Annotated in this window: 26 protein-coding genes and 4 tRNA genes; all 30 read left to right on the plus strand. The window is 49.6% G+C overall.

Translation table 11 applies throughout. The features are described from left to right. The first annotated feature begins 176 nt into the window (after window positions 1-176). Window positions 177-1,133, plus strand: a complete 957-nt coding sequence (locus tag AC4GL5_RS07445; RefSeq protein ID WP_490382162.1) for a biotin--[acetyl-CoA-carboxylase] ligase — start codon at window positions 177-179, stop codon at window positions 1,131-1,133. Beyond that, window positions 1,117-1,809: a type III pantothenate kinase gene (locus AC4GL5_RS07450; protein ID WP_490382163.1), complete on the plus strand. Its 693-nt coding sequence runs from the start codon at window positions 1,117-1,119 to the stop codon at window positions 1,807-1,809. The genes AC4GL5_RS07445 and AC4GL5_RS07450 overlap by 17 nt, the downstream gene beginning before the upstream one ends. Before the next feature lie 127 nt (window positions 1,810-1,936). Beyond that, window positions 1,937-2,020, plus strand: a tRNA-Tyr gene (locus AC4GL5_RS07455). Window positions 2,021-2,028: 8 nt separating this feature from the next. Further along, a tRNA-Gly gene (locus AC4GL5_RS07460) sits at window positions 2,029-2,102 on the plus strand. 2 nt (window positions 2,103-2,104) lie between these two features. After that, window positions 2,105-2,180: transfer RNA gene (locus AC4GL5_RS07465), tRNA-Thr, on the plus strand. A 126-nt stretch (window positions 2,181-2,306) separates the two neighbouring features. Beyond that, a tRNA-Trp gene (locus AC4GL5_RS07470) sits at window positions 2,307-2,382 on the plus strand. A 57-nt stretch (window positions 2,383-2,439) separates the two neighbouring features. After that, window positions 2,440-2,808 carry a preprotein translocase subunit SecE gene (gene secE / locus AC4GL5_RS07475; RefSeq protein ID WP_490382164.1) on the plus strand — a complete coding sequence of 123 codons (369 nt, stop codon included), beginning with the start codon at window positions 2,440-2,442 and terminating at the stop codon, window positions 2,806-2,808. Between the two features lie 13 nt (window positions 2,809-2,821). Beyond that, window positions 2,822-3,355, plus strand: a complete 534-nt coding sequence (nusG, locus tag AC4GL5_RS07480) for a transcription termination/antitermination protein NusG (RefSeq protein WP_490382165.1) — start codon at window positions 2,822-2,824, stop codon at window positions 3,353-3,355. A 66-nt stretch (window positions 3,356-3,421) separates the two neighbouring features. Further along, window positions 3,422-3,853: a 50S ribosomal protein L11 gene (gene rplK, locus AC4GL5_RS07485; protein ID WP_490382166.1), complete on the plus strand. Its 432-nt coding sequence runs from the start codon at window positions 3,422-3,424 to the stop codon at window positions 3,851-3,853. Window position 3,854: 1 nt separating this feature from the next. Continuing rightward, the gene (gene rplA, locus AC4GL5_RS07490) at window positions 3,855-4,550 is read left to right on the plus strand and encodes a 50S ribosomal protein L1 (protein ID WP_490382167.1); all 696 of its coding nucleotides are present in this window, start codon (window positions 3,855-3,857) and stop codon (window positions 4,548-4,550) included. Between the two features lie 226 nt (window positions 4,551-4,776). After that, a complete protein-coding gene (gene rplJ, locus AC4GL5_RS07495) occupies window positions 4,777-5,280 on the plus strand; it encodes a 50S ribosomal protein L10 (RefSeq protein ID WP_490382168.1) in 504 nt (167 codons plus the stop codon). 79 nt (window positions 5,281-5,359) lie between these two features. Beyond that, window positions 5,360-5,731 carry a 50S ribosomal protein L7/L12 gene (gene rplL / locus AC4GL5_RS07500; RefSeq protein ID WP_490382169.1) on the plus strand — a complete coding sequence of 124 codons (372 nt, stop codon included), beginning with the start codon at window positions 5,360-5,362 and terminating at the stop codon, window positions 5,729-5,731. 206 nt (window positions 5,732-5,937) lie between these two features. Continuing rightward, window positions 5,938-10,011, plus strand: coding sequence for a DNA-directed RNA polymerase subunit beta (rpoB, locus tag AC4GL5_RS07505; protein ID WP_490382170.1), 4,074 nt, complete (start codon window positions 5,938-5,940; stop codon window positions 10,009-10,011). A gap of 78 nt (window positions 10,012-10,089) precedes the next feature. Beyond that, window positions 10,090-14,289: a DNA-directed RNA polymerase subunit beta' gene (gene rpoC / locus AC4GL5_RS07510; RefSeq protein WP_490382171.1), complete on the plus strand. Its 4,200-nt coding sequence runs from the start codon at window positions 10,090-10,092 to the stop codon at window positions 14,287-14,289. Window positions 14,290-14,437: 148 nt separating this feature from the next. Then, the gene (rpsL, locus tag AC4GL5_RS07515) at window positions 14,438-14,812 is read left to right on the plus strand and encodes a 30S ribosomal protein S12 (protein WP_028304195.1); all 375 of its coding nucleotides are present in this window, start codon (window positions 14,438-14,440) and stop codon (window positions 14,810-14,812) included. A 78-nt stretch (window positions 14,813-14,890) separates the two neighbouring features. Further along, window positions 14,891-15,361, plus strand: a complete 471-nt coding sequence (rpsG, locus tag AC4GL5_RS07520; protein WP_490382172.1) for a 30S ribosomal protein S7 — start codon at window positions 14,891-14,893, stop codon at window positions 15,359-15,361. Between the two features lie 18 nt (window positions 15,362-15,379). Further along, a complete protein-coding gene (gene fusA / locus AC4GL5_RS07525) occupies window positions 15,380-17,488 on the plus strand; it encodes an elongation factor G (RefSeq protein ID WP_490382173.1) in 2,109 nt (702 codons plus the stop codon). Window positions 17,489-17,516: 28 nt separating this feature from the next. Next, a complete protein-coding gene (gene tuf, locus AC4GL5_RS07530) occupies window positions 17,517-18,740 on the plus strand; it encodes an elongation factor Tu (RefSeq protein ID WP_490382174.1) in 1,224 nt (407 codons plus the stop codon). Between the two features lie 152 nt (window positions 18,741-18,892). Further along, window positions 18,893-19,204 carry a 30S ribosomal protein S10 gene (gene rpsJ / locus AC4GL5_RS07535; RefSeq protein WP_028301416.1) on the plus strand — a complete coding sequence of 104 codons (312 nt, stop codon included), beginning with the start codon at window positions 18,893-18,895 and terminating at the stop codon, window positions 19,202-19,204. 114 nt (window positions 19,205-19,318) lie between these two features. After that, complete coding sequence (gene rplC, locus AC4GL5_RS07540; protein WP_490382175.1) at window positions 19,319-19,960, plus strand: 50S ribosomal protein L3; 642 nt, start codon at window positions 19,319-19,321, stop codon at window positions 19,958-19,960. 11 nt (window positions 19,961-19,971) lie between these two features. Beyond that, complete coding sequence (gene rplD, locus AC4GL5_RS07545) at window positions 19,972-20,580, plus strand: 50S ribosomal protein L4 (RefSeq protein ID WP_490382176.1); 609 nt, start codon at window positions 19,972-19,974, stop codon at window positions 20,578-20,580. Beyond that, window positions 20,577-20,873: a 50S ribosomal protein L23 gene (rplW, locus tag AC4GL5_RS07550; protein ID WP_490382177.1), complete on the plus strand. Its 297-nt coding sequence runs from the start codon at window positions 20,577-20,579 to the stop codon at window positions 20,871-20,873. The genes rplD and rplW overlap by 4 nt, the downstream gene beginning before the upstream one ends. Window positions 20,874-20,889: 16 nt before the next feature. Then, complete coding sequence (rplB, locus tag AC4GL5_RS07555) at window positions 20,890-21,717, plus strand: 50S ribosomal protein L2 (RefSeq protein ID WP_490382178.1); 828 nt, start codon at window positions 20,890-20,892, stop codon at window positions 21,715-21,717. A 22-nt stretch (window positions 21,718-21,739) separates the two neighbouring features. Beyond that, window positions 21,740-22,015 (plus strand): 30S ribosomal protein S19, encoded by a 276-nt coding sequence (gene rpsS / locus AC4GL5_RS07560; RefSeq protein WP_078320631.1) that lies wholly within the window; start codon window positions 21,740-21,742, stop codon window positions 22,013-22,015. A 17-nt stretch (window positions 22,016-22,032) separates the two neighbouring features. Next, window positions 22,033-22,365, plus strand: coding sequence for a 50S ribosomal protein L22 (gene rplV, locus AC4GL5_RS07565; protein WP_490382179.1), 333 nt, complete (start codon window positions 22,033-22,035; stop codon window positions 22,363-22,365). Between the two features lie 11 nt (window positions 22,366-22,376). Then, window positions 22,377-23,057: a 30S ribosomal protein S3 gene (gene rpsC / locus AC4GL5_RS07570; protein ID WP_086481863.1), complete on the plus strand. Its 681-nt coding sequence runs from the start codon at window positions 22,377-22,379 to the stop codon at window positions 23,055-23,057. Window positions 23,058-23,067: 10 nt separating this feature from the next. Next, the gene (gene rplP / locus AC4GL5_RS07575) at window positions 23,068-23,478 is read left to right on the plus strand and encodes a 50S ribosomal protein L16 (RefSeq protein ID WP_490382180.1); all 411 of its coding nucleotides are present in this window, start codon (window positions 23,068-23,070) and stop codon (window positions 23,476-23,478) included. Continuing rightward, window positions 23,478-23,669 carry a 50S ribosomal protein L29 gene (rpmC, locus tag AC4GL5_RS07580; RefSeq protein ID WP_086481861.1) on the plus strand — a complete coding sequence of 64 codons (192 nt, stop codon included), beginning with the start codon at window positions 23,478-23,480 and terminating at the stop codon, window positions 23,667-23,669. The genes rplP and rpmC overlap by 1 nt, the downstream gene beginning before the upstream one ends. Window position 23,670: 1 nt before the next feature. Next, the gene (rpsQ, locus tag AC4GL5_RS07585) at window positions 23,671-23,937 is read left to right on the plus strand and encodes a 30S ribosomal protein S17 (RefSeq protein WP_086481860.1); all 267 of its coding nucleotides are present in this window, start codon (window positions 23,671-23,673) and stop codon (window positions 23,935-23,937) included. A 53-nt stretch (window positions 23,938-23,990) separates the two neighbouring features. After that, window positions 23,991-24,359, plus strand: coding sequence for a 50S ribosomal protein L14 (gene rplN / locus AC4GL5_RS07590; RefSeq protein WP_078320637.1), 369 nt, complete (start codon window positions 23,991-23,993; stop codon window positions 24,357-24,359). The last annotated feature ends 8 nt before the right edge of the window (window positions 24,360-24,367 follow it).

A 24,367-nucleotide genomic window follows, 5' to 3' on the forward strand; every position in this document is an offset into this window, starting at 1 on the left:
CCGCTTCAGTCGAAGCGGGGTTTTTTTATGCCCGGAAGAAAAGGACGGGGAGAAATTAGTGTGCACCGGAAGGTCTGGAGCAGAGCTATCAGGTAGAATGGAGATGATTGCGGTACTCGGATGCGGGTTGAGCGGCAAGCCGACATAGTAAGCAGAGTTTGTTCAGAGGGAAGCGTGTGGATAATTCAGCATTAATCAATTTTTTTGCAGATGGTGAGTGGCACAGTGGTGTTGAGCTTGCTGAACTGCTTGGGGTGAGTCGAGCCGCCATCTGGAAGCGTCTTCAGAAGCTGGAAGCCTTGGGCCTGCGGATTGAAAGAGAGCAGAGCAAAGGTTATCGCTTAGGTTATGGCTTTAGTCCGCTGGATGAATCAGAGCTCAGCGAGTCAGGTTTTGACATCCGGGTAAATTCGATTACCGGCAGTACAAACAGTGATGCTCAGGCGGCCGTTGTAGAAAAAAACAGCGGTTGGCCGGAAAACTTTTCGGTTGTGCTTGCCGAGCAGCAAACAGCAGGGCGGGGGCGTCGTGGAAAATCCTGGATGAGCCCCTATGGCGCGAATCTGTATATGTCATGCGCCGCTGCACTTCCTGTTGGAGCTGCATCTCTTGAGACTTTGAGTCTTGAGGTCGGGCTAGGCCTGGCAAAGGTGCTTGAGCGCTGTGGATTACCTGATGTGAAAGTCAAATGGCCGAACGATATCTATGTCCAGGGTAAAAAGATTGCAGGCATCCTTATTGAGGTTGACGGTGATCTCTCGAGTCATTGCAATGTGGTGATTGGCACAGGCATCAACTTTATTAAAAACAGTCTGGCAGACGATGAGATTAATCAGGCATATACTGCCGTTGATCAGTATGCCGATGTCAGGCGTGAGGTGATTGCCTCGCAGCTCTCGGTCCACATCTACAACTGTCTAAACAATATTGTTTTGGGGGATTCAGTCGCAGCGCTTGAGTGCTGGGGAGAGTACGACTTTCTCAGAGATAAACCGGTCACTCTGCTCTTGGGCAGTAATGAGATTGAAGGCGTGGCTCTGGGGCTCGATGATCGTGGTAATATCCAAATAAAACTCAGTGACGGCACGGTAAAGAGTTTTGCTGGTGGGGAAGTCAGTGTCAGAGCAAAATAGAACCCTCTTAGTCGATGTGGGCAATACCCGGATAAAGTATCTCGCCGACTCTGTGGATGACAGTATCAGAGCTGTCGAAAGCTTTGAGTCTATCCCTATGGATCAGGTAGCCGAGATAAAGGTTGCAACGGTATCCAGAAAGGATGAGATCGCACGCTGGTCGACCTCTGTAGGCCACCCTGTACGCATTGCTAGGGTGATCAGGCAGCACAGGGGCTTAACGGTGGCTTATGAAGATGAGCAAAGGTTGGGGGTGGATCGCTGGTTAGCAATGTTGGCTCTGTGGGAAGAGAGACAGTCTGGCTTCTGTGTTGTGGATCTGGGTACAGCTATAACCGTTGATTATGTCTCCCATGAAGGCCTGCATCAGGGTGGGTATATCATTCCGGGCTTTGGATTGATGAAGCAGGCGCTGGGTGTTCGTACGGATCAGGTAGGCTTCGGGGGTAATTCAGAAAATATTGAACCGGGACTAAAGACAGAAGATTGTGTCGATCATGGCATAAACCGCATGGTGCTTTCCCTGCTGAATAATATTGAACAAGAGTTGCAAGGGGAAATACCGCTGGTATTAACGGGTGGTGATGCGGAGAGAAGCAGTCGTTTTATTTCAAAGGGCAATCTGATTATTGACGAAACCCTTGTGCTACGCGGCCTGCGCTACTGCTTTGAATAAAAAAGGAAAAAAAGTTAAAAAAAGGTTTGCCAGAGGGTAATGGGGTTGGTATAGTACGCCCCGTTGCCGCAAGAGGCACAAGCGAAAAACCTGATAACTGTTTGGGTTGTCAATAAGGTTTAAGCTCGGAGGGGTTCCCGAGTGGCCAAAGGGAGCAGACTGTAAATCTGCCGGTTCGCCTTCGAAGGTTCGAATCCTTCCCCCTCCACCATTTTTCTTGCGGGCATAGTTTAGTGGTAGAACCTCAGCCTTCCAAGCTGATGATGCGGGTTCGATTCCCGCTGCCCGCTCCAAGGCTCATGTAGCTCAGTCGGTAGAGCACTTCCTTGGTAAGGAAGAGGTCACCGGTTCAAATCCGGTCATGAGCTCCAGTTCTAAAAAGCAGACGGTTTATCCGTCTGTTTTTTTCTGTGTAGCTTTTAGCATTTCGGCTTGCAAGTCGATTTGCTCAAGAGTAGAATGCTCGGGCTGTTTTTTTGGCTCAGCGAGCAAGTGTTAGGCCAGTAGTTCAATTGGTAGAGCACCGGTTTCCAAAACCGGCTGTTGGGGGTTCGAGTCCCTCCTGGCCTGCCAGTATCTCCCCGTCTGGTATATCCTTCTCGGCAGCCGCCGAAATCTGAGGAGTTCATCATGAAAAGCAACGCGGAAGCCCAGTCATCTAATTTTGATGGTGTGAAATGGGGTTTGGTTGTTCTGCTTGTCTCTGTTGCAGTGGCGGGAAATCTTTATTTTAAAGAGTATTCGCCCTTATATCGTGTACTTGGTGTCCTGGTTGTTGCTGCAATCGCTGGTTTTGTCGCCCTTAAGACAGACAAGGGGCGCCGTTTTGTCGATATGGCAGCGGAGTCTCGTGCAGAGATTCGCAAAGTTGTTTGGCCTAGTCGTCAGGAAACAACTCAGACAACCTTGATTGTTCTGGCTGCAGTTCTGTTTATGGGGCTGGTGCTTTGGGGGGTTGATACCCTTCTTGGCTGGTTGGTCTCTATGGTAGTTAATTAATCGAGGAATAGACATGTCGAAGCGTTGGTATGTGGTACATGCCTATTCAGGTTACGAGAAGCATGTAATGCGCTCTCTGCAGGAGCGGGTCAAGCTTCATGGTGTTGAAGATCTGTTTGGTGAGATTCTTGTGCCGACAGAAGAAGTCGTTGAGATGCGTGACGGCAAGAAGCGTAAGAGTGAGCGTAAGTTCTATCCAGGTTATGTTCTGGTGCAGATGGAAATGAATGACTCTGCATGGCACCTGGTAAAAGAGACGCCTCGAGTTCTGGGCTTTATTGGCGGCACCGCTGAGCGTCCTGCACCGATTACTGAACGAGAGGCAGACGCGATTCTTCAGCGAGTTGCCGATCGTACCGACAAGCCGCGTCCTAAGACGTTGTTTGAACCCGGTGAGGTGGTTCGTGTTATTGACGGTCCATTTGCGGACTTCAATGGTGTTGTCGAAGAAGTGAATTATGAGAAGAGTAAGCTACAGGTTTCTGTGCTTATCTTCGGTCGTTCTACGCCGGTCGAGCTTGAGTTCGGTCAGGTAGAAAAAGACTAAGTGATTTCAGGTGCTAAGCACCATAACGGGAAGCCGTAAGGCGTTATACCCATACAGGAGAGTAAAATGGCTAAGAAAGTTGAAGCCTATATTAAGCTGCAGGTAGGTGCAGGTAAAGCAAATCCAAGTCCACCAGTTGGTCCTGCTCTGGGTCAACACGGTGTTAACATCATGGAGTTCTGTAAAGCGTTCAACGCTGCTACTCAAGAAGTAGAAGCGGGTCTGCCGATTCCTGTTGTTATTACTGTATATGCTGACCGCAGCTTTACTTTTGTAACCAAGACGCCTCCAGCTGCAGTATTGCTGCTGAAAGCCGCTGGTCTGAAGAGCGGTAGTCCACGTCCTAACACTCAGAAAGTTGGTACTGTGACTCGCGCTCAGCTTGAAGAGATCGCTACCACTAAACAGCCTGACCTGACTGCAGCTGATATGGATGCAGCAGTTCGTACAATCGCTGGTACTGCCCGTAGTATGGGCCTGAACGTGGAGGGTCTGTAAGATGGCTAAGTTAACTAAGCGCGCTAAGCTGATCCGTGAAAAGATTGATGCTGAGAAAGCCTATACAGTTGCTGAAGCTGTAGACCTGCTGGCTGAGCTTTCAACTGTTAAGTTTAAAGAGTCCGTAGAAGTAGCGGTTAACCTGGGTGTTGATCCACGTAAATCTGACCAGGTTGTACGTAGCGCAACGGTTATGCCTAATGGTACCGGTAAAGATGTTCGCGTTGCTGTGTTTACGCAGGGTGCTAACGTTGAAGCTGCTAAAGAAGCTGGTGCGGACGTAGTAGGTATGGACGAACTGGCTGCTGAAATGAAAGGCGGTGATCTGAACTATGACGTTGTTATTGCTTCTCCTGATGCGATGCGCGTTGTGGGTCAGCTGGGTCAGATCCTGGGTCCTCGTGGTCTGATGCCAAACCCTAAAGTTGGTACTGTAACTCCTGATGTGGCTAATGCGGTTAAAAACGCTAAGTCTGGTCAGGTTCGCTACCGTACTGACAAGAATGGTATTATCCATGCTGGTATTGGTAAGGTTGATTTCACTGCCGATGCTATCAAAGGTAACCTGGAAGCGCTGGTTTCTGATCTGAAGAAACTGAAGCCGTCTTCTTCTAAAGGTGTTTACCTGAAGAAAATTACTCTGTCTTCAACCATGGGTCCTGGTCTGACAATCGATATGTCTGATCTGGCGGTTTAAGATAGAAACTGAACTTTGCGGGGCTTCGGTGCCGGGCTGTTATTGGCCTGGTGCAGGAGTTTCGTCAAAGACCGCAGGAGCTTAGGCTTAATTTTAGATTTCGATCTGAGTCCTGCGCAGATGGAATGGCCCGCCAGATTTTCTGGTGCCCAACCATCGTTACTTCCCTGAAAAGGGGTGGTGGTAATTAAACTCTTATTGAGTTTTAAGCTTAGGAGCAAACAAAGTGGCACTACGTCTCGAAGACAAAAAAGCAATTGTTGCTGAAGTCAACGAAGCTGCCAATTCTGCTCTTTCTGTAGTAGTAGCCGATTCTCGTGGCGTTACTGTGGGTGCTATGACAGCCCTGCGTAAAGAAGCTCGTGAGTCTGGTGTACAGCTGCGTGTTGTTCGTAACACGCTGGCTCGCCTAGCTGTTGAAGGTACTTCTTTTGAGTGCCTGAAAGAGAGCTTCGTAGGCCCAACCCTGATCGCTTTCTCTATGGAGCATCCAGGTGCGGCAGCGCGTCTTCTTAAAGATTTCTCTAAAGAAGAAGAAGCGTTCGAAGTTAAAGCTCTGGCGTACGAAGGAGAGCTGATCGCAGCTGCGGATATTGACCGTTTGGCAAAACTGCCGACTTACGACGAAGCTATTGCAAGCCTGATGATGACTATGAAAGAAGCATCTGCTGGCAAACTGGCTCGTACTCTGGCAGCTATTCGCGATCAGAAGGAAGAAGAAGCCGCTTAATTGTGTTTCTTGTTCTATCGATAAAGAATTTTGGTTTTAACGAGCGACAATTGCTCTACAACGTTGGGAAGCTAAGATAATGGCTCTGACTAAAGAAGATATCATCAATGCAGTTGCAGAAATGTCCGTAATGGACGTTGTTGAACTGATTGAAGCAATGGAAGAAAAATTCGGTGTATCTGCTGCTGCTGCAGTGGTTGCTGGTGGTGCTGCTGGTGGCGAAGCTGCTGCGGCTGAGCAGACTGAATTTGATGTTGTTCTGGCTGGTGCTGGCGACAAGAAAGTAAACGTAATTAAAGCAGTACGTGCAATCACTGGTCTGGGTCTGAAAGAAGCTAAGGCTATGGTTGACGGTGCTCCTGCTGTTGTTAAAGAAGGCGTTTCTAAAGAAGACGCTGAAGCAGCTAAATCCGAGCTGGAAGCTGCTGGTGCAACTGTAGAGCTGAAGTAATAAGCTTTGCAGTACAGCAGACGCTGCTGAAAATTGCAGTGGGCTGGTGGCGATTCGCCGCCGGCCTTTTTCTGTTCATAATATCCTTGACTGCTTTTAAAAACGTTACTGCTTAATCAGCGGTGTGAAGACTTATCGACATTGGTCAACGGGAATTTGTAGATCCTTGTCGTGGCCTGATCAGATGAACAAGCTGGGGAATACTGATGGCTTACTCATATACTGAGAAAAAACGTATCCGCAAGGATTTCGGTAAACTACCCCATGTCATGGATGTGCCGTATTTGCTGGCCATCCAGCTGGACTCCTATCGATCCTTCCTGCAAGAAGATAAAACTATAGAACAGCGGGAGGATTTAGGCCTTCACGCTGCGTTTAAATCGGTATTCCCAATCGAAAGCTATTCCGGTAACGCATCTCTGGAATATGTTAGCTATCGTCTGGGCGCTCCGGTTTTTGATGTAAAAGAGTGTCAACTGCGTGGTGTTACTTACGCAGCACCTCTGCGCGTAAAAGTGCGTCTTGTCATTTATGACAAAGAGTCATCAAACAAGGCAATCAAGGATATTAAAGAACAAGAAGTCTACATGGGCGAAATGCCTCTGATGACTGAGAACGGTACCTTTGTTATCAATGGTACTGAGCGTGTAATCGTATCTCAGCTTCACCGTTCTCCGGGTGTATTCTTCGATCACGATAAAGGTAAGACACACTCATCCGGTAAGCTGTTGTACTCAGCCCGTGTGATTCCTTACCGTGGTTCTTGGCTGGACTTCGAATTCGATCCTAAAGACAGCGTCTTTGTGCGTATCGACCGTCGTCGTAAGCTGCCTGCATCCGTATTGCTACGTGCCCTGAATTACACCTCAGAGCAGATGTTGGACATGTTCTTTGACACCAACAAGTTCTTCTTTGAACGTGATGGTTTGTATATGGAGCTGGTGCCAAGTCGTCTACGCGGTGAAACTGCATCTTTCGATATTTGCGATAATGACGGTAACGTTATCGTTGAGAAAGATCGCCGTATCACGCCTCGTCATATCCGTCAGATCGAAAAAGCTGGTCTGGACAAGCTGAAAGTACCTGTTGAGTACACCTTCGGCCGTGTGATCGCGAAAGATATGATTGACGAGAAGACCGGTGAGCTGATCTGCGAATGTAACTCTGAGATCAACAACGAGATTCTTGAGAAACTGGCACAGGCCGGCTGCAAGGTTATTGAAACCCTGTACACCAATGATCTGGACTGTGGTCCATTCATTTCCGATACCCTGCGTATCGATAGCACCCGTAACCAGCTTGAAGCTCTGGTAGAAATCTACCGTATGATGCGCCCTGGTGAGCCACCAACCAAAGAATCTGCCGAAGCGCTGTTTGAGAACCTGTTCTTCAGCGAAGATCGCTACGATCTGTCCGCTGTTGGCCGCATGAAGTTCAATCGTCGTCTGGGTCGTTCCGAAGACACAGGTTCCGGCGTACTGAGCCACGATGACATCATTGATGTGCTGCGTGAGCTGATCAACATCCGTAACGGTAAAGGTGAAGTCGATGATATCGATCACCTGGGTAACCGTCGTATCCGTTCCGTTGGTGAAATGGCTGAAAACCAGTTCCGTGTTGGTCTGGTTCGTGTTGAGCGTGCGGTTAAAGAACGTCTGTCTCTGGCAGAAAGCGAAGGCCTGATGCCTCAGGACCTGATCAACGCTAAGCCGGTTGCTGCAGCAATCAAAGAATTCTTTGGTTCTTCTCAGCTGTCCCAGTTTATGGATCAGAACAACCCGCTGTCAGAGGTAACTCACAAGCGTCGTGTTTCTGCATTGGGCCCTGGTGGTCTGACCCGTGAACGAGCTGGCTTTGAAGTACGTGACGTACACCCAACTCACTACGGTCGTGTATGTCCGATTGAGACCCCTGAAGGTCCGAACATTGGTCTGATTAACTCGCTGGCAACCTATGCCCGTACCAACGACTACGGTTTCCTGGAAACGCCATACCGTAAAGTTGTTGATGGCATGGTAACGGACGAGATGGCTTACCTGTCTGCGATCGAAGAAAGCCAGTACATCATTGCACAGGCTTCTGCGACCATTAAAGACGGCCAGCTGGTTGATGAGCTGGTACAGGTACGTCACAAAGGTGAAACCACCTTTATGACGCCGGATCAGGTAACCCTGATGGATGTATCTCCACGTCAGGTTGTATCCGTAGCAGCGGCACTGATTCCGTTCTTGGAACACGATGATGCTAACCGCGCACTGATGGGGTCGAACATGCAGCGTCAGGCTGTACCGACTCTGCGTGCTGATAAGCCGCTGGTAGGTACCGGCATGGAGCGTTTCGTAGCCCGTGACTCCGGTGTATGTGCTGTAGCCCGTCGTGGTGGTGTGATCGACTCGGTTGATGCAAGCCGTGTTGTTATCCGTGTTAACGATGAAGAGACGGAAATGGGTGAAGCGGGTGTAGATATCTACAATCTGACTAAGTACACCCGTTCTAACCAGAATACCTGTATCAACCAGCGTGCCATCGTACGTCCTGGTGATGTGGTTGCCCGTGGTGATATTCTGGCGGATGGCCCTTCTGTTGACCTGGGTGATCTGGCTCTGGGTCAGAACATGCGCATCGCGTTTATGCCTTGGAACGGTTACAACTTTGAGGATTCCATCCTTGTTTCTGAGCGTGTTGTTCAGGAAGACCGTTTCACTACGATCCACATTCAGGAACTGACCTGTGTATCCCGTGATACCAAGCTGGGCCCTGAAGAGATCACGTCTGATATCCCGAACGTGGGCGAAAGCGCACTGGGCAAATTGGACGAGTCCGGTATTGTTTACATCGGTGCTGAAGTAGGCCCAGGCGACATTCTGGTTGGTAAAGTAACGCCTAAAGGTGAAACCCAGCTGACGCCGGAAGAGAAACTGCTGCGTGCAATCTTCGGTGAGAAAGCCTCTGACGTTAAAGATACCTCTCTGCGCGTATCGACCGGTACCAAGGGTACGGTAATTGACGTGCAGGTATTCACCCGTGACGGCGTTGAGAAAGATGCCCGTGCGCGATCTATCGAGCAGTCTCAGCTGGACGAAGTCCGTAAAGACCTGCAGGAAGAGTACCGTATCGCTGAAGAAGCGACGTTTGAGCGTTTAGGGCGTCAGCTGGAAGGCCAGGATGTACTGAGTGGTCCTAAGCTGGTGAAAGGCGACAAGCTGAGCAGTGATTATTTGGCTGAGTTGCCACGTAAAGACTGGTTCAAGCTGTCGCTGGCCGATGATTCTCTGAACGAAGTGCTGCAACAGGCTGATGAGCAGCTGCAGCAGCGTCGTAAAGAGATGGATGAGAAGTTTGAAGACAAGAAGAAGAAACTGCAGCAGGGTGATGATCTTGCTCCTGGCGTTCTGAAGATTGTTAAGGTTTATGTTGCCATCAAACGTCGCATTCAGCCGGGTGATAAAATGGCCGGTCGTCACGGTAACAAGGGTGTAATCTCTGCGATTATGCCGATTGAAGATATGCCATACGATGCCAAAGGTGAACCGGTAGACATCGTTCTGAACCCACTGGGTGTACCATCCCGTATGAACGTGGGGCAGATTCTGGAAACTCACCTGGGTATGGCAGCGAAAGGTCTTGGCGACAAGATCAATGAAATGCTGCTGGAACAGCGTGATAACCAGGTTCAGGAAATTCGTGAATTCCTGGATAAGGTTTACAACCAGGTGGGTAACCACAAGGAAGATATCGAGAGCCTGACAGATGACGAAGTTATCGCTCTGGCCCAGAACCTTCGGAAGGGTGTTCCTATTGCAACACCTGTGTTCGATGGTGCACCTGAGCCTGAGATTAAAGAGCTTCTGCGTCTGGCAGACATTCCTGACAGTGGTCAGGTGTGGCTGCGTGATGGCCGTACCGGTGAGCAGTTTGACCGTCCTGTGACCGTAGGTTACATGTACATGCTGAAACTGAACCACTTGGTCGATGACAAAATGCACGCCCGTTCCACAGGTTCTTACAGCCTTGTAACGCAGCAGCCTCTGGGTGGTAAAGCTCAGTTCGGTGGTCAGCGTTTCGGTGAGATGGAAGTGTGGGCACTGGAAGCATACGGCGCGGCTTATACCCTTCAGGAGATGCTGACTGTTAAGTCGGATGACGTGAACGGTCGTACCAAGATGTATAAAAACATCGTTGATGGTGACCATCGCATGGAACCGGGTATGCCAGAATCCTTCAACGTATTGGTGAAGGAAATCCGTTCTCTGGGTATCGACATTGATCTGGAAAGCTAATCGCTTAACAGATTAAAGCAGATGAATTCCGATGCGGGCTGCGGCCCGCATCAGTAACTCCATTTGGAGCAGTTGCCGATGAAAGATCTAGTTAATGTGCTGAAAGCACAGGGACAAAGCGACGAATTCGACTCGATTAAAATCACTCTGGCATCGCCGGATATGATTCGCGCTTGGTCCTTTGGCGAAGTTAAAAAGCCAGAGACCATCAACTACCGTACCTTTAAGCCAGAACGTGATGGTCTGTTCTGTGCCAAAATTTTTGGTCCGGTAAAAGACTACGAGTGCCTGTGCGGTAAGTATAAGCGCATGAAGCACCGTGGCATTATTTGTGAAAAATGTGGTGTAGAGGTTACACAGGCAAAAGTACGCCGTGATCGTATGGGTCACATTGAACTGGCGTCACCTGTTGCACACATTTGGTTCCTGAAGTCCCTGCCGTCCCGTATCGGTCTGCTGCTGGATATGACCCTGCGTGATATCGAGCGTGTACTGTACTTCGAATCTTTCGTAGTGATTGATCCGGGTATGACGACTCTGGAACGTGGTCAGCTGCTGAACGATGAGCAGTACTACGAAGCACTGGAAGAATTTGGTGATGACTTCGACGCCCGTATGGGTGCTGAAGCGATTCAGGAGCTGATGAAAGACATCGAGCTCGAAGAAGAGATCAATCACCTGCGTGAAGAGATTCCGCAAACCAACAGTGAAACCAAAATTAAGAAACTGTCCAAGCGTCTGAAGCTGCTGGAAGCGTTCTTTAAGTCAGGCAACAAGCCTGAGTGGATGATCATGGAAGTACTGCCGGTACTGCCACCTGATCTGCGTCCACTGGTTCCTCTGGATGGTGGTCGTTTCGCGACATCAGACCTGAACGATCTGTACCGTCGTGTGATCAACCGTAACAACCGTCTGAAGCGTCTGCTGGATCTGAACGCTCCTGACATTATCGTACGTAACGAAAAACGTATGCTGCAGGAATCGGTTGATGCCCTGCTGGATAACGGTCGTCGTGGTCGTGCGATTACAGGCTCTAACAAGCGTCCTCTGAAATCTTTGGCCGATATGATCAAAGGTAAGCAGGGTCGTTTCCGTCAGAACCTTCTCGGTAAGCGTGTGGACTACTCTGGTCGTTCCGTAATTACCGTAGGTCCACAGCTGAAACTGCACCAGTGCGGTCTGCCGAAGAAAATGGCACTTGAGCTGTTCAAGCCGTTTATCTTTGCTCGTCTGGAAGCAAAAGGCATGGCGACAACCATCAAAGCTGCTAAGAAGATGGTTGAGCGTGAACTGCCTGAAGTATGGGATATTCTGGCTGAGGTTATCCGTGAACACCCGGTACTGCTGAACCGTGCACCAACACTGCACCGTCTGGGTATTCAGGCATTCGAACCTCTGCTGATTGAAGGTAAAGCGATTCAGCTGCACCCGCTGGTTTGTGCGGCATACAACGCCGACTTCGATGGTGACCAGATGGCGGTTCACCTGCCTCTGACCACCGAAGCACAGCTTGAAGCACGTGCGCTGATGATGTCGACCAACAACGTACTGTCTCCAGCGAACGGTGAGCCGATTATCGTTCCTTCTCAGGACGTTGTACTGGGTCTGTACTACATGACCCGTGACCGTATCAACGCGAAAGGCGAAGGTATGGTATTCAGCGGTGTTGACGAAGCTGAGCGTGCATTGGGTGCTGGTAAAGTGCACATGCAGGCTAAAGTTAAAGTTCGTATCACTGAATTCGTGTTGAGCGAAGAAGATGTGATGGAGGAAACCACCTCTATTCATGATACGACCGTCGGCCGCGCTATGCTGTATCGTGTTTTGCCAAAAGGTCTGCCGTTTACGCTGGTGAACCAGCCGATGACTAAAAAGGCTATTTCGCGACTGATTAACAACTCTTATCGTCGTGTTGGTCTGAAAGACACTGTTATCTTTGCGGATCAGCTGATGTACACCGGCTTCCGTCAGGCGACACTGTCTGGTGCCTCTATTGGTGTGAATGACTTCGTTATTCCTGAGGCAAAAGCACAGATTGTTGCTGCAGCAGAAGCAGAAGTTAAAGAGATTGAGCAGCAGTTCTCTTCCGGTCTGGTAACCCAGGGCGAGAAGTACAACAAAGTTATCGATATCTGGTCCAAAGCAAACGATAAAGTTGCTAAGGCGATGATGGAAGGTATCTCTAAAGAGACCGTTGTTAACCGTGATGGCGAAGAGGAAGAGCAGGACTCTTTCAACTCCGTATTCATGATGGCTGACTCGGGCGCTCGTGGTAGCGCGGCACAGATTCGTCAGCTGGCGGGTATGCGTGGTCTGATGGCTAAGCCGGATGGCTCCATCATTGAGACGCCAATTGTGGCGAACTTCCGTGAAGGTCTGAACGTACTTCAGTACTTCATCTCGACTCACGGTGCTCGTAAAGGTCTGGCGGATACCGCACTGAAAACAGCGAACTCCGGTTACCTGACCCGTCGCCTGGTTGATGTGGCACAGGATCTGGTTGTAACTGAGCATGACTGTGGCACCGAAAACGGTCTGACCATGCATCCTCTGATTGAGGGTGGTGACATCGTTGTTCCTCTGGCGCAGCGTGTACTGGGTCGTGTTGTTGCACAGGATGTTGTCAAGCATGACACAGGTGAGGTTCTGATACCTCGCGGTACTCTGCTGGATGAAGCCTGGTGTGACCGTCTGGATACCATGGGTATCGACGAAATTGTTGTACGTTCTGCGATCTCATGTGACACCCGTTATGGCGTGTGTTCCAGCTGTTACGGGCGTGATCTGGCTCGTGGTCATCTGGTTAACGTGGGTGAAGCTGTTGGTGTTATCGCGGCGCAGTCCATCGGTGAGCCGGGTACCCAGCTGACGATGCGTACGTTCCACATTGGTGGTGCGGCATCGCGTGCGTCTGCTATCGACAACGTACAGGTTAAGCACGGTGGTACTGTTCGCTTCCACAACATCAAGGTTGTAGAGCGTAAAGACGGTAAGCTGGTTGCTGTATCCCGTTCCGGTGCTCTGGCAGTAGCGGACGAGACGGGTCGTGAGCGTGAGTACTACAAGCTTCCATACGGTGCTGAAATCAGTGTTCGTGAAGGTGATGTGGTTGAATCCGGCCAGATTCTGGCTAAATGGGATCCGCACACGCACCCAATCGTTGTAGAGATGGCGGGTCGTGCTAAGTTTATCCAGATGGAAGACAGCATCACAATTACCCGTACTCAGGATGAACTGACCGGTCTGTCCTCTATTGAGGTGATCGATCCTTCTGCGCGTCCTGCGGCGGGTAAAGATCTGCGTCCAATGATTATGCTGTTGGATGAGGCTGGCAATGAACTGTCTATGCCTAACTCACAGACGCCTCTGCAATACCTGCTGCCAGGTAATGCGGTAGTTACCGTAGAAGACGGTAAAGAAGTTGGTGTTGGTGAGATTATTGCTCGTATTCCTCAGGAATCCAGTGGTAACAAAGATATTACCGGTGGTCTGCCACGAGTGGCCGACCTGTTCGAAGCACGTCGCCCGAAAGAGCCTGCACTGCTGGCTGAAGTTTCCGGTGTTGTGACCTTCGGTAAAGAAACAAAAGGTAAGCGCCGTATCCAGATTACTCAGGATAATGGTGAAACCTATGAAGTACTGATCCCTAAATGGCGCGTGATGAACGTGTTCGAAGGTGAGAAGGTTGAGCGTGGTGAAGTGATCTCTGATGGTCCATCTAATCCACACGACATTCTGCGCCTGCTGGGTGTTAGCAAGCTGGCTGAGTACATTACCAGCGAGGTGCAGGAAGTTTATCGTCTGCAGGGTGTAGGCATTAACGATAAGCACATCGAAGTAATTGCGCGTCAGATGCTGCGTAAAGCAGAGATCACTGAATCCGGTGATTCCAGCTTTATCCAAGGCGATCAGGTCGAGGTATCTCAGGTTCTGGAAGAAAACGAGATTCTGGGTAAAGCAGATAAATTCCCGGCTAAGTACGATCGAGTACTCCAGGGTATTACTAAAGCATCTCTGGCAACAGAGTCCTTTATCTCTGCGGCATCCTTCCAGGAAACAACACGTGTACTGACCGAAGCAGCCGTAACCGGTAAGCGCGATCAGCTGCGTGGCCTGAAAGAAAACGTTGTTGTGGGTCGTCTGATTCCGGCTGGAACCGGTTTGACCTATCACAGCAATCGTAAGCAGAAACTTCTGGATGCTGAAGCAGCGGTCTCTGGCCCGACGGCCAGTGAAGTTGAAGCAGCACTGAGTGAGATGCTGAATAGCGAAGAATAAAAATATTCTTTGTTATGAAGTGAGTGAAGGCCGGATGATGTCCGGCCTTGACTGTATGTAGGAGGCAACATACAATGCGCCTCCTTAAATTAGTATGGCGGTGGTATAACCTCTGTCTTTTTTTGTGTACAACGTGGAGTCTGCTTTCATGGCAACCATCAATCAGTTGGTACGCAAACCTCGTAAGCGTAAAGTTGAGAAGAGTGACGTACCTGCTCTTCAAAGCTGCCCGCAAAAACGCGGTGTATGTACTCGTGTATACACAACTACTCCTAAGAAGCCTAACTCAGCGCTTCGTAAAGTATGTCGTGTACGTTTGACTAACGGTTTTGAAGTTTCTTCATACATCGGCGGTGAAGGTCACAACCTTCAGGAGCACTCTGTTGTTCTGATCCGCGGTGGTCGTGTGAAGGATTTGCCTGGTGTTCGTTATCACACAGTTCGTGGTAGCTTGGATACTTCTGGTGTTCAAGATCGTAAACAGGGCCGTTCCAAGTACGGAACCAAGCGTCCTAAGTCTTAATAAATTAATCTCTGTCTGATAAGAGTAAGGCCGGAGTAAATTCCGGATTTACCTGAAGACCTGGAAGAGGGCTTATCAATGCCTAGACGTCGCGTCGCCGCAAAGCGTGAAATTATCCCGGATCCTAAGTTCGGTAATGAGCGCCTGGCTAAGTTTATGAACCATGTAATGGTTAGCGGTAAAAAATCTGTTGCTGAAAAAATCGTTTACGGTGCTCTGGATAAAGTAGAAGAGCGCAGCAAAGAGCAGCCGCTGGATATGTTTGAAAAAGCACTTGAGTCAATCCAGCCTCTGGTGGAAGTAAAATCCCGCCGTGTGGGTGGTGCTACATATCAGGTTCCCGTTGAAGTACGTCCTTCCCGTCGTTTGGCTCTGGCCATGCGTTGGTTGGTAGATGCTGCACGTAGCCGTGGTGAAAAATCCATGGATCTGCGTCTTGCTGGTGAAATTCTTGATGCAGCCGAAGGTAAAGGCGCTGCAGTTAAGAAGCGTGAAGACGTTCACCGCATGGCAGAAGCGAACAAGGCGTTCTCGCACTACCGCTTCTAATATAACGGGAGATATGTCGTGGCACGTAAGACCCCAATTGACCGCTACCGTAACATCGGTATTTGTGCGCACGTTGATGCTGGTAAAACTACCACAACTGAACGTGTGCTCTTTTACACCGGCCTGTCTCACAAGATAGGCGAGGTGCACGATGGCGCGGCGACCATGGATTGGATGGAGCAAGAGCAGGAGCGTGGTATTACTATCACTTCTGCGGCTACCACCTGTTTCTGGTCAGGTATGGATCAACAGTTTGATCAACACAGAATTAACATTATTGACACACCTGGGCACGTAGACTTCACCATTGAAGTTGAACGTTCTCTGCGTGTTCTCGATGGTGCTGTGGTGGTTTTCTGTGGTTCCTCTGGTGTTGAGCCACAGTCTGAAACGGTTTGGCGTCAGGCGAACAAATACGAGGTTCCCCGTATCGTATTTGTAAACAAGATGGATCGTACCGGTGCGGATTTTCTGCGCGTTGTCGACCAGATTGAAAGCCGTCTGAATGCAACTCCGGTTCCTATTCAGCTGAATATCGGTTCAGAAGATGAGTTTGAAGGCGTTATCGATCTGATGCGCATGAAGGCTATCTACTGGAATATGGCCGATAATGGTATGACTTATGAGCTGCAGGAGGTTCCGTCGGAGCTTCTTGATCAGGCAGAAGAGTACCGCGAAAAGATGATCGAGGCTGCGGCTGAAGCATCTGAAGAGCTGATGGACAAGTATCTCGAAGGTGGAGAGCTGACAATCGAAGAGATTAAGTCAGGTCTTCGCTCCCGTGTTCTGAATAATGAGATCGTACTGGCGCTTTGTGGTTCTGCGTTTAAGAACAAGGGCGTGCAGGCGGTTTTGGATGCTGTAGTAGAATATCTGCCAGCTCCTACAGAAGTTAAGGCAATTGAAGGCACGCTGGATGATGGTGAGACCATTGATACGCGTGAAGCTGATGATTCGGCGCCTTTTTCTGCTTTGGCTTTTAAGATTGCTACCGATCCCTTTGTGGGCGCGCTGACCTTTGTTCGTGTGTATTCCGGTGTCCTTAAAACCGGTGACAGTGTTTTTAACTCTGTTAAAGGTAAGAAAGAGCGTGTTGGTCGTATGGTCCAAATGCACGCTAATGACCGTGAAGAGATCAAAGAAGTTCGTGCGGGTGATATCGCTGCCTTGATCGGCATGAAAGATGTCACTACCGGTGACACCCTATGTGATGCGGGTGGCAAGATCATCCTTGAGCGTATGGAGTTCCCAGAGCCTGTTATTTCTGTTGCTGTTGAGCCTAAAACTCAGGCGGATCAGGAAAAAATGGGTGTAGCACTGGGTAAGCTTGCTCAGGAGGATCCGTCCTTCCGTGTGCAAACTGATGAAGAAACCGGCCAGACCCTGATTTCGGGTATGGGTGAGCTTCACCTGGATATTATCGTAGACCGTATGCGTCGCGAGTTTAAGGTGGATGCCAATATTGGTAAGCCGCAGGTTGCGTACCGTGAAACCATTCGCTCGTCCGTTGAGCAGGAAGGTAAGTTTGTACGTCAATCCGGTGGTCGAGGTCAGTTTGGTCACGTTTGGCTTCGTATTGAGCCTTTGGCTGACAAGGGTGAAGACGGCGAAAAAATCTACGAATTCCAGAGTGAAATCGTAGGTGGTGTGGTGCCTAAAGAATACATTCCTGCCGTAGACAAAGGCTGCTCTGAGCAGCTGCAGAATGGTGTTCTGGCCGGTTACCCAATGATCGACGTTAAGGTTACATTGTTTGATGGCTCATACCACGATGTGGACTCCAATGAAATGGCGTTCAAAATTGCAGGTTCCATGGCTGTCAGACAAGGTTGTATCAACGCAGATCCTGTGCTTCTAGAGCCTGTAATGAAGGTTGAGGTGGTAACGCCTGAGGAGTATATGGGGGATGTGATGGGCGACCTGAACCGTCGTCGTGGTTTGGTTCAAGGTATGGATGATACCGTTTCGGGGAAAGTCATTCGTGCCCTGGTACCGCTAGGTGAAATGTTCGGTTATGCAACCGACCTCCGCTCTGCAACTCAAGGCCGTGCCAGCTACAGCATGGAGTTTGAGAAGTATGCAGAAGCACCTTCAAGCATTGTTGAAGCTGTTATTAACCATAAATAACCGCTAAATATGAAAAGAGGTTTTAGCTGTGTCTAAAGAAAAATTTGAACGTTCCAAACCGCACGTAAACGTTGGTACTATCGGCCACGTTGACCACGGTAAAACTACTCTGACTGCTGCTCTGACTCGTGTATGTGCAGAAGTTTTCGGTGGCGAAGCGGTTGCTTTTGACGGTATCGATAATGCTCCTGAAGAGCGTGAGCGTGGTATTACTATCGCAACTTCTCACGTTGAGTATGACTCCACTGACCGTCACTACGCGCACGTAGACTGCCCTGGACACGCCGATTATGTTAAAAACATGATCACTGGTGCTGCTCAGATGGACGGTGCTATCCTGGTTTGTGGCGCAACTGATGGTCCTATGCCTCAGACTCGTGAGCACATCCTGCTGTCTCGTCAGGTTGGTGTACCATACATCGTTGTATTCCTGAACAAAGCGGATCTGCTGGCTGAAGACTGTGGCGGCGTTGGTACTGAAGAGTACGACGAAATGCTGGAGCTGGTTGAAATGGAAATCCGTGACCTGCTGTCTACTTATGACTTCCCAGGTGACGACACTCCAATCATCGCAGGTTCTGCTCTGATGGCTCTGAACGGCGAAGATGCTGACGAGCTGGGTACTACTGCTGTTAAGAAGCTGGTTGAAGCACTGGATTCTTACATCCCTGAGCCAGAGCGTGCTATTGATCAGCCGTTCCTGATGCCAATCGAAGACGTATTCTCTATCTCTGGCCGTGGTACTGTTGTAACCGGTCGTGTAGAGCGCGGCATCATCAACACTGGTGAAGAAGTAGAAATCGTAGGTATCAAAGAAACTACTAAGACTACTTGTACTGGTGTTGAAATGTTCCGTAAGCTGCTGGACGAAGGTCGTGCAGGTGAGAACATTGGTGCGCTGCTGCGTGGTACTAAGCGTGACGAAGTTGAGCGTGGTCAGGTTCTTTGTAAGCCTGGTTCTATCTCTCCTCACACTGAGTTTGAAGCAGAAGTATACGTACTGTCTAAAGAAGAAGGTGGTCGTCATACTCCTTTCTTCAAAGGCTATCGTCCACAGTTCTACTTCCGTACTACTGACGTAACTGGTGCTTGTGAGCTTCCAGAAGGTGTTGAAATGGTAATGCCAGGTGACAATGTTCAGCTGCGCGCTACTCTGATCGCTCCGATTGCGATGGAAGAAGGTCTGCGTTTCGCGATTCGCGAAGGCGGTCGTACAGTAGGTGCTGGTGTTGTTGCTAAGATCATCGAGTAATTTTACTCTTTGATTAGGTTGGAAAGGGGTCCCGATTAATTCGGTGATCCCTTTTCGTCTATGCTTGACATCTGATTTCCCTCCTCTTACAATGCGCTTCCTTTTTATCAAGGGTGAGCTCATTACGCTCGTTTCCAACTGGGGTTTTTGGAATGCAAAACCAGAAAATTCGAATTCGTCTGAAAGCATTCGATCATCGTCTGATCGATCAGTCCGCGCAGGAGATCGTTGATACTGCTAAGCGTACTGGTGCTCAGGTGCATGGTCCAATCCCGCTGCCGACCCGCAAAGAGCGTTTTACTGTTCTGATTTCTCCTCACGTGAACAAAGACGCGCGTGATCAGTACGAAGTTCGTACTCATAAGCGTGTTCTTGATATCGTTGAGCCTACAGAGAAGACAGTAGACGCACTGATGAAGCTGGATCTGGCTGCTGGTGTTGATGTGCAGATCAGTCTTGGCTAATTAGCCAATTTATTATTAGGCGCTCGTCGCGAGACGACACACAATTTATCAGTGGAATGCAATGAAAAGTGCAGCCATAGCGGGTGACAGCCCCGTACACTAAGGAGTCGAAATATGACTATCGGTCTTGTCGGTAAGAAAAGCGGTATGACCCGCGTATTTACCGAAGATGGTGTATCCGTACCTGTAACTGTTATCGAGGTTTCTCCAAACCGCGTGACTCAGGTGCGTACGCTTGAAAAAGACGGCTATGCTGCGATCCAGGTTACAACTGGTGAGCGTAAAGCAAAGCATCTGACCAAAGCAGAGGCAGGTCACTTCGCGAAAGCGGGTGTTGCAGCTGGTAAAGGTCTTGTTGAGTTCCGTCTGGCTGAAGGTGATGAAGCACCTGAAGTTGGTGGTGAGCTGAACGTATCCCTCTTTGAAGCTGGTCAACTGATTGACGTGACCGGTTCTTCCAAGGGTAAAGGTTTCCAAGGTGCAGTTAAGCGCTGGAACTTCCGTACCCAAGACGCCACGCACGGTAACTCTCTTTCCCATCGTGCTCCAGGTTCTATTGGTCAGTGTCAGACCCCAGGTCGCGTTTTCAAAGGTAAGAAAATGGCCGGTCATATGGGTGCTGAGCGTAAAACTGTTCAGAGTCTGGAAGTTGTTCGTGTTGATGCAGAACGCAACCTGCTGCTGGTTAAAGGCGGCATACCTGGTGCTCCAGGTAGTCAGGTTATTGTTCGTCCAGCAGTTAAAGCTCGCGGCTAAGGGGTAAGAGAATGAATCTGAATCTTGCAGGCGGAGCAGCGGGTACCGTAGAAGTATCTGAAGCAACCTTTGGTAAAGAGTATAACGAAGCTCTGGTACACCAGGTTGTTACTGCGTATCTGGCAGCAGCCCGTCAAGGCACACGTGCACAGAAAACCCGCTCAGAAGTGAGTGGTGGTGGTGCTAAACCATTTCGTCAGAAAGGTACTGGTCGAGCTCGTGCGGGTACTATCCGTAGCCCAATCTGGCGTTCCGGTGGTACAACTTTCGCAGCTAAGCCTCAGAACTTTGAGCAGAAAGTGAACAAGAAGATGTATCGTGCAGCAATGCGCAGCATCTTGTCTGAACTGGCACGCCAAGAGCGTCTGGTTGCAGTTGAAGAGTTCACAGTAGATGCGCCAAAAACCAAAATTCTGGTGAACAAGCTGAAAGACATGGATCTGAACAAAGTTCTGATCGTGACTTCAGAAGTTGATACTAACTTGTTCCTGGCCGCTCGTAACATCCCTAACGTTGAAGTTGTTGATGTTGCAGCCGCTAGCCCGGTTAGCTTGGTAGCTTACGAAAAAGTGCTGGTAACTGTACCTGCTCTGCGTCAGTTCGAGGAGAAGCTGGGATGAACCAAGAGCGCATTTTCAAGGTTCTGCTAGGACCTCATATTTCTGAAAAAGCGGCTGTCGTAGCTGATACAAACAATCAGTACGTATTTAAAGTAGCTGCTGATGCGACTAAACCAGAAATCAAAAAGGCTGTAGAAGCTCTGTTTGAAGTTAGCGTTACTGGTGTAAGCACCGTAAACGTTAAAGGTAAAACTAAGCGTACTGCCCGTGGTATTGGTCGTCGTAAAGGTTTCCGCAAGGCGTATGTGTCTGTAGCGGAAGGTCAAGAAATCGACTTTGCTGGCGCTGAATAAGCGAGGAGTTGGGACAATGGCTATTGTTAAATCTAAACCCACATCAGCAGGTCGTCGCCACGTTGTTAAAGTAGTTAACAGTGATCTGCACAAAGGTGCGCCTTATGCACCACTGCTGGCTAAGAAACAAAAGACTGGCGGACGTAACAACAACGGTCGTATCACCACTCGCCACATTGGTGGTGGTCATCGCCAACACTATCGTATGGTTGATTTCCGTCGTAACAAAGACGGTATCCCTGCAACTGTTGAGCGTATCGAATACGATCCGAACCGTACTGCGCATCTTGCACTGCTGAAGTATGCGGACGGTGAACGTCGTTACATCATTGCACCTAAAGGTGTGAAAGCGGGTGATGCGGTTCAGTCTGGCGTTGGTGCTCCGATTAAAGCGGGCAACACTCTGCCACTGCGTAACATCCCTGTTGGTAGCGTTATCCACTGTATCGAACTGAAACCAGGTAAAGGTGCACAAATTGCACGTTCTGCTGGTGCTGCAGTTCAGCTGGTAGCTCGCGAAGGTGCTTATGCAACTCTGCGTCTGCGTTCCGGTGAAATGCGTAAAGTACTGGTTGAATGTCGTGCAACTCTGGGTGAAGTTGGTAACTCTGAGCACAGTCTGCGTCGCCTGGGTAAAGCAGGTGCTACACGCTGGCGTGGTGTTCGTCCAACTGTTCGCGGTGTTGCAATGAACCCTGTTGATCACCCGCATGGTGGTGGTGAGGGTCGTACCTCTGGTGGTCGTCATCCAGTAACCCCATGGGGTGTGCCGACTAAAGGTCATAAGACACGTAAGAACAAGCGTACTGACCGACTGATCGTCCGTCGTCGCGGTTCTAAGTAACAGTTATTAAGAGGATACAGCTGTGCCACGTTCACTGAAAAAAGGTCCATTTATTGACCTGCATCTGTTGAAGAAGGTTGAAGCTGCACTGGAAAACAACGAGCGCCGTCCTATTAAGACTTGGTCTCGTCGTTCCATGATCCTGCCAGAGATGGTAGGTCTGACCATTGCAGTTCATAACGGTCGCCAGCACGTGCCTGTACTTGTCTCAGAAGAGATGGTAGGCCATAAGCTGGGTGAATTCGCTGCTACTCGTACCTATCGTGGTCACGTAGTAGACAAGAAAGCCAAGCGTTAAGCCGAGGGGAATAAGAGATGGAAGTAGCCGCTAAATTACGGGGTGCTCGCTTATCCGCACAGAAGGCGCGTTTGGTAGCTGACCAGGTTCGCGGACTGCCAGTAGCAGATGCACTGAATCTGCTAACCTTCAGCCCGAAAAAGGCTGCGGCGCTGGTTAAGAAAGTTCTTGAATCAGCAATTGCCAATGCCGAGCACAATGAAGGTGCGGATATCGATGAGCTGCGCGTATCAACAATTTTTGTTGATGAAGGTATGACCATGAAGCGTATCAGACCGCGTGCCAAAGGCCGTGCTGATCGCATTCTTAAGCGCACTTGCCATATCACGGTTAAGGTAGCAGATAAGTAGGAGACGACCAGATGGGTCAGAAAGTACATCCAACTGGCATTCGACTGGGTATTGTTAAAGATCACACTTCTACGTGGTTCGCAGAAGGCCGTGACTACGCTGACAACCTGAATAATGATCTTCAGGTTCGCGCGTTCCTGCAGGATCGTCTGAAGCAGGCTTCTGTAAGCCGTATTCAGATTGAGCGCCCAGCTCAGAATGCTCGTATCACCATTCACACTGCTCGTCCGGGTATCGTGATTGGTAAGAAAGGCGAAGATGTTGAAAAACTGCGCAACGAAGTCACTAAGATGATGGGCGTGCCTGTACACATCAATATCGAAGAAGTTCGCAAACCTGAACTAGACGGTAAGCTGGTTGCAGAATCTGTAGCCAGTCAGCTGGAGCGTCGTGTTATGTTCCGTCGCGCTATGAAGCGTGCGGTACAGAATGCAATGCGCCTTGGTGCTAAAGGCATCAAGATCCAGGTATCTGGTCGTCTGGGTGGTGCTGAAATTGCACGTTCAGAGTGGTATCGCGAAGGCCGTGTGCCTCTGCACACGCTGCGTGCTGACATTGACTACGCGACTGCTGAAGCGCACACCACTTACGGTGTGATCGGTGTAAAAGTCTGGATCTTCAAAGGCGAGATCCTGGGCGGCATCGAAGAAGTTCGTGCAAAGCAGAACGCGCCTAAGAAAAAAGGCAAGTAGGAGATAGACAATGTTACAGCCAAAGCGTACCAAGTTCCGCAAGATGATGAAGGGCCGCAACCGCGGTCTGGCTCGCGGGCATAATGTGAGCTTCGGTGAATTCGGTCTGAAAGCAACAGGTCGCGGCCGTATTACCGCACGCCAGATTGAAGCGGCACGTCGTACTATGACGCGTCACATCAAGCGTGGTGGTAAAATCTGGATCCGCGTTTTTCCTGATAAGCCGATCACTGGTAAGCCTCTTGAAGTGCGTCAGGGTAAAGGTAAGGGTAACGTTGAATACTGGGTTTGCCAGATTCAGCCAGGCCGTGTCCTTTACGAGATGGAAGGGGTATCTGAACAGCTGGCTCGTGAAGCATTTGCACTGGCAGCTGCTAAGCTCCCTGTGTCAACCACCTTTGTTAAGCGGACGGTGATGTAATGAAAGCAGCAGAACTACGTGAAAAGTCTGTTCAAGAGCTAAACGAACAGCTGGAAACTCTGCTTCGTGATCAGTTTCAACTGCGTATGCAGAAAGGGACTGGTCAGCTGAATCAGACTCACCTGCTGCAACAGGTTCGTCGTGACATCGCTCGCGTTAAGACTTTGCTGAAAGAAAAAGCAGGTAACTAAGATGGCTGATACAGAAAAAAATACCCGTACCGTTACCGGTAAAGTGGTAAGCAACAAGATGGACAAGTCCATCACTGTACTGGTTGAGCGTCGTGTAGCACACCCCATCTATGGTAAGTATGTCCGCCGTTCAACCAAGCTGCACGCTCATGACGCAGATAACTCTGCCAACATGGGTGATGTAGTTACGATCCAGGAATGTCGTCCTATTTCTAAGACTAAGACCTGGACTTTGGTGAGCATCGATGAGCGTGCTGTAGAGCTGTAAAGCTCTGGCACAAATCGAAGTTTAGTTAGCGTATTTGGTTTGGAGAAGAACCGATGATTCAAACGCAAACCATGCTTGATGTGGCCGACAACAGCGGCGCTCGTCGTGTAATGTGTATTAAGGTGCTTGGTGGTTCTAAGCGTCGTTATGCACGAGTTGGTGACATCATCAAAGTTACTGTTAAGGAAGCAATTCCTCGCGGTAAGGTTAAAAAAGGTCAAGTCCTGAAGGCTGTGGTAGTTCGTACACGTCAGGGTATTCGTCGTCCGGATGGATCTGTGATCCGTTTCGATGGTAATGCAGCAGTAATGCTGAATACTAACGATGCCCCGATCGGGACCCGTATCTTCGGCCCTGTGACACGTGAACTGCGTGGCGAAAAGTTCATGAAGATTATTTCCTTGGCGCCAGAAGTGCTGTAGGGAGCGAG

It is taken from the genome of Oceanospirillum sp., from assembly GCF_982874595.1.

What these genes read in the sequence shown, in the direction of transcription:
- rplN (WP_078320637.1), top strand. Translation starts at nt 23,991, where the DNA reads ATGATTCAAACGCAAACCATGCTTGATGTGGCCGACAACAGCGGCGCT.
- rplC (WP_490382175.1), top strand. Translation starts at nt 19,319, where the DNA reads ATGACTATCGGTCTTGTCGGTAAGAAAAGCGGTATGACCCGCGTATTT.
- rpsC (WP_086481863.1), top strand. Translation starts at nt 22,377, where the DNA reads ATGGGTCAGAAAGTACATCCAACTGGCATTCGACTGGGTATTGTTAAA.
- rplL (WP_490382169.1), top strand. Translation starts at nt 5,360, where the DNA reads ATGGCTCTGACTAAAGAAGATATCATCAATGCAGTTGCAGAAATGTCC.
- secE (WP_490382164.1), top strand. Translation starts at nt 2,440, where the DNA reads ATGAAAAGCAACGCGGAAGCCCAGTCATCTAATTTTGATGGTGTGAAA.
- rplB (WP_490382178.1), top strand. Translation starts at nt 20,890, where the DNA reads ATGGCTATTGTTAAATCTAAACCCACATCAGCAGGTCGTCGCCACGTT.
- rpoB (WP_490382170.1), top strand. Translation starts at nt 5,938, where the DNA reads ATGGCTTACTCATATACTGAGAAAAAACGTATCCGCAAGGATTTCGGT.
- rplD (WP_490382176.1), top strand. Translation starts at nt 19,972, where the DNA reads ATGAATCTGAATCTTGCAGGCGGAGCAGCGGGTACCGTAGAAGTATCT.
- rplK (WP_490382166.1), top strand. Translation starts at nt 3,422, where the DNA reads ATGGCTAAGAAAGTTGAAGCCTATATTAAGCTGCAGGTAGGTGCAGGT.
- rpsG (WP_490382172.1), top strand. Translation starts at nt 14,891, where the DNA reads ATGCCTAGACGTCGCGTCGCCGCAAAGCGTGAAATTATCCCGGATCCT.
- rplV (WP_490382179.1), top strand. Translation starts at nt 22,033, where the DNA reads ATGGAAGTAGCCGCTAAATTACGGGGTGCTCGCTTATCCGCACAGAAG.
- rplA (WP_490382167.1), top strand. Translation starts at nt 3,855, where the DNA reads ATGGCTAAGTTAACTAAGCGCGCTAAGCTGATCCGTGAAAAGATTGAT.
- rplP (WP_490382180.1), top strand. Translation starts at nt 23,068, where the DNA reads ATGTTACAGCCAAAGCGTACCAAGTTCCGCAAGATGATGAAGGGCCGC.
- rpoC (WP_490382171.1), top strand. Translation starts at nt 10,090, where the DNA reads ATGAAAGATCTAGTTAATGTGCTGAAAGCACAGGGACAAAGCGACGAA.
- rpmC (WP_086481861.1), top strand. Translation starts at nt 23,478, where the DNA reads ATGAAAGCAGCAGAACTACGTGAAAAGTCTGTTCAAGAGCTAAACGAA.
- rpsJ (WP_028301416.1), top strand. Translation starts at nt 18,893, where the DNA reads ATGCAAAACCAGAAAATTCGAATTCGTCTGAAAGCATTCGATCATCGT.
- rpsL (WP_028304195.1), top strand. Translation starts at nt 14,438, where the DNA reads ATGGCAACCATCAATCAGTTGGTACGCAAACCTCGTAAGCGTAAAGTT.
- nusG (WP_490382165.1), top strand. Translation starts at nt 2,822, where the DNA reads ATGTCGAAGCGTTGGTATGTGGTACATGCCTATTCAGGTTACGAGAAG.
- rpsQ (WP_086481860.1), top strand. Translation starts at nt 23,671, where the DNA reads ATGGCTGATACAGAAAAAAATACCCGTACCGTTACCGGTAAAGTGGTA.
- rplW (WP_490382177.1), top strand. Translation starts at nt 20,577, where the DNA reads ATGAACCAAGAGCGCATTTTCAAGGTTCTGCTAGGACCTCATATTTCT.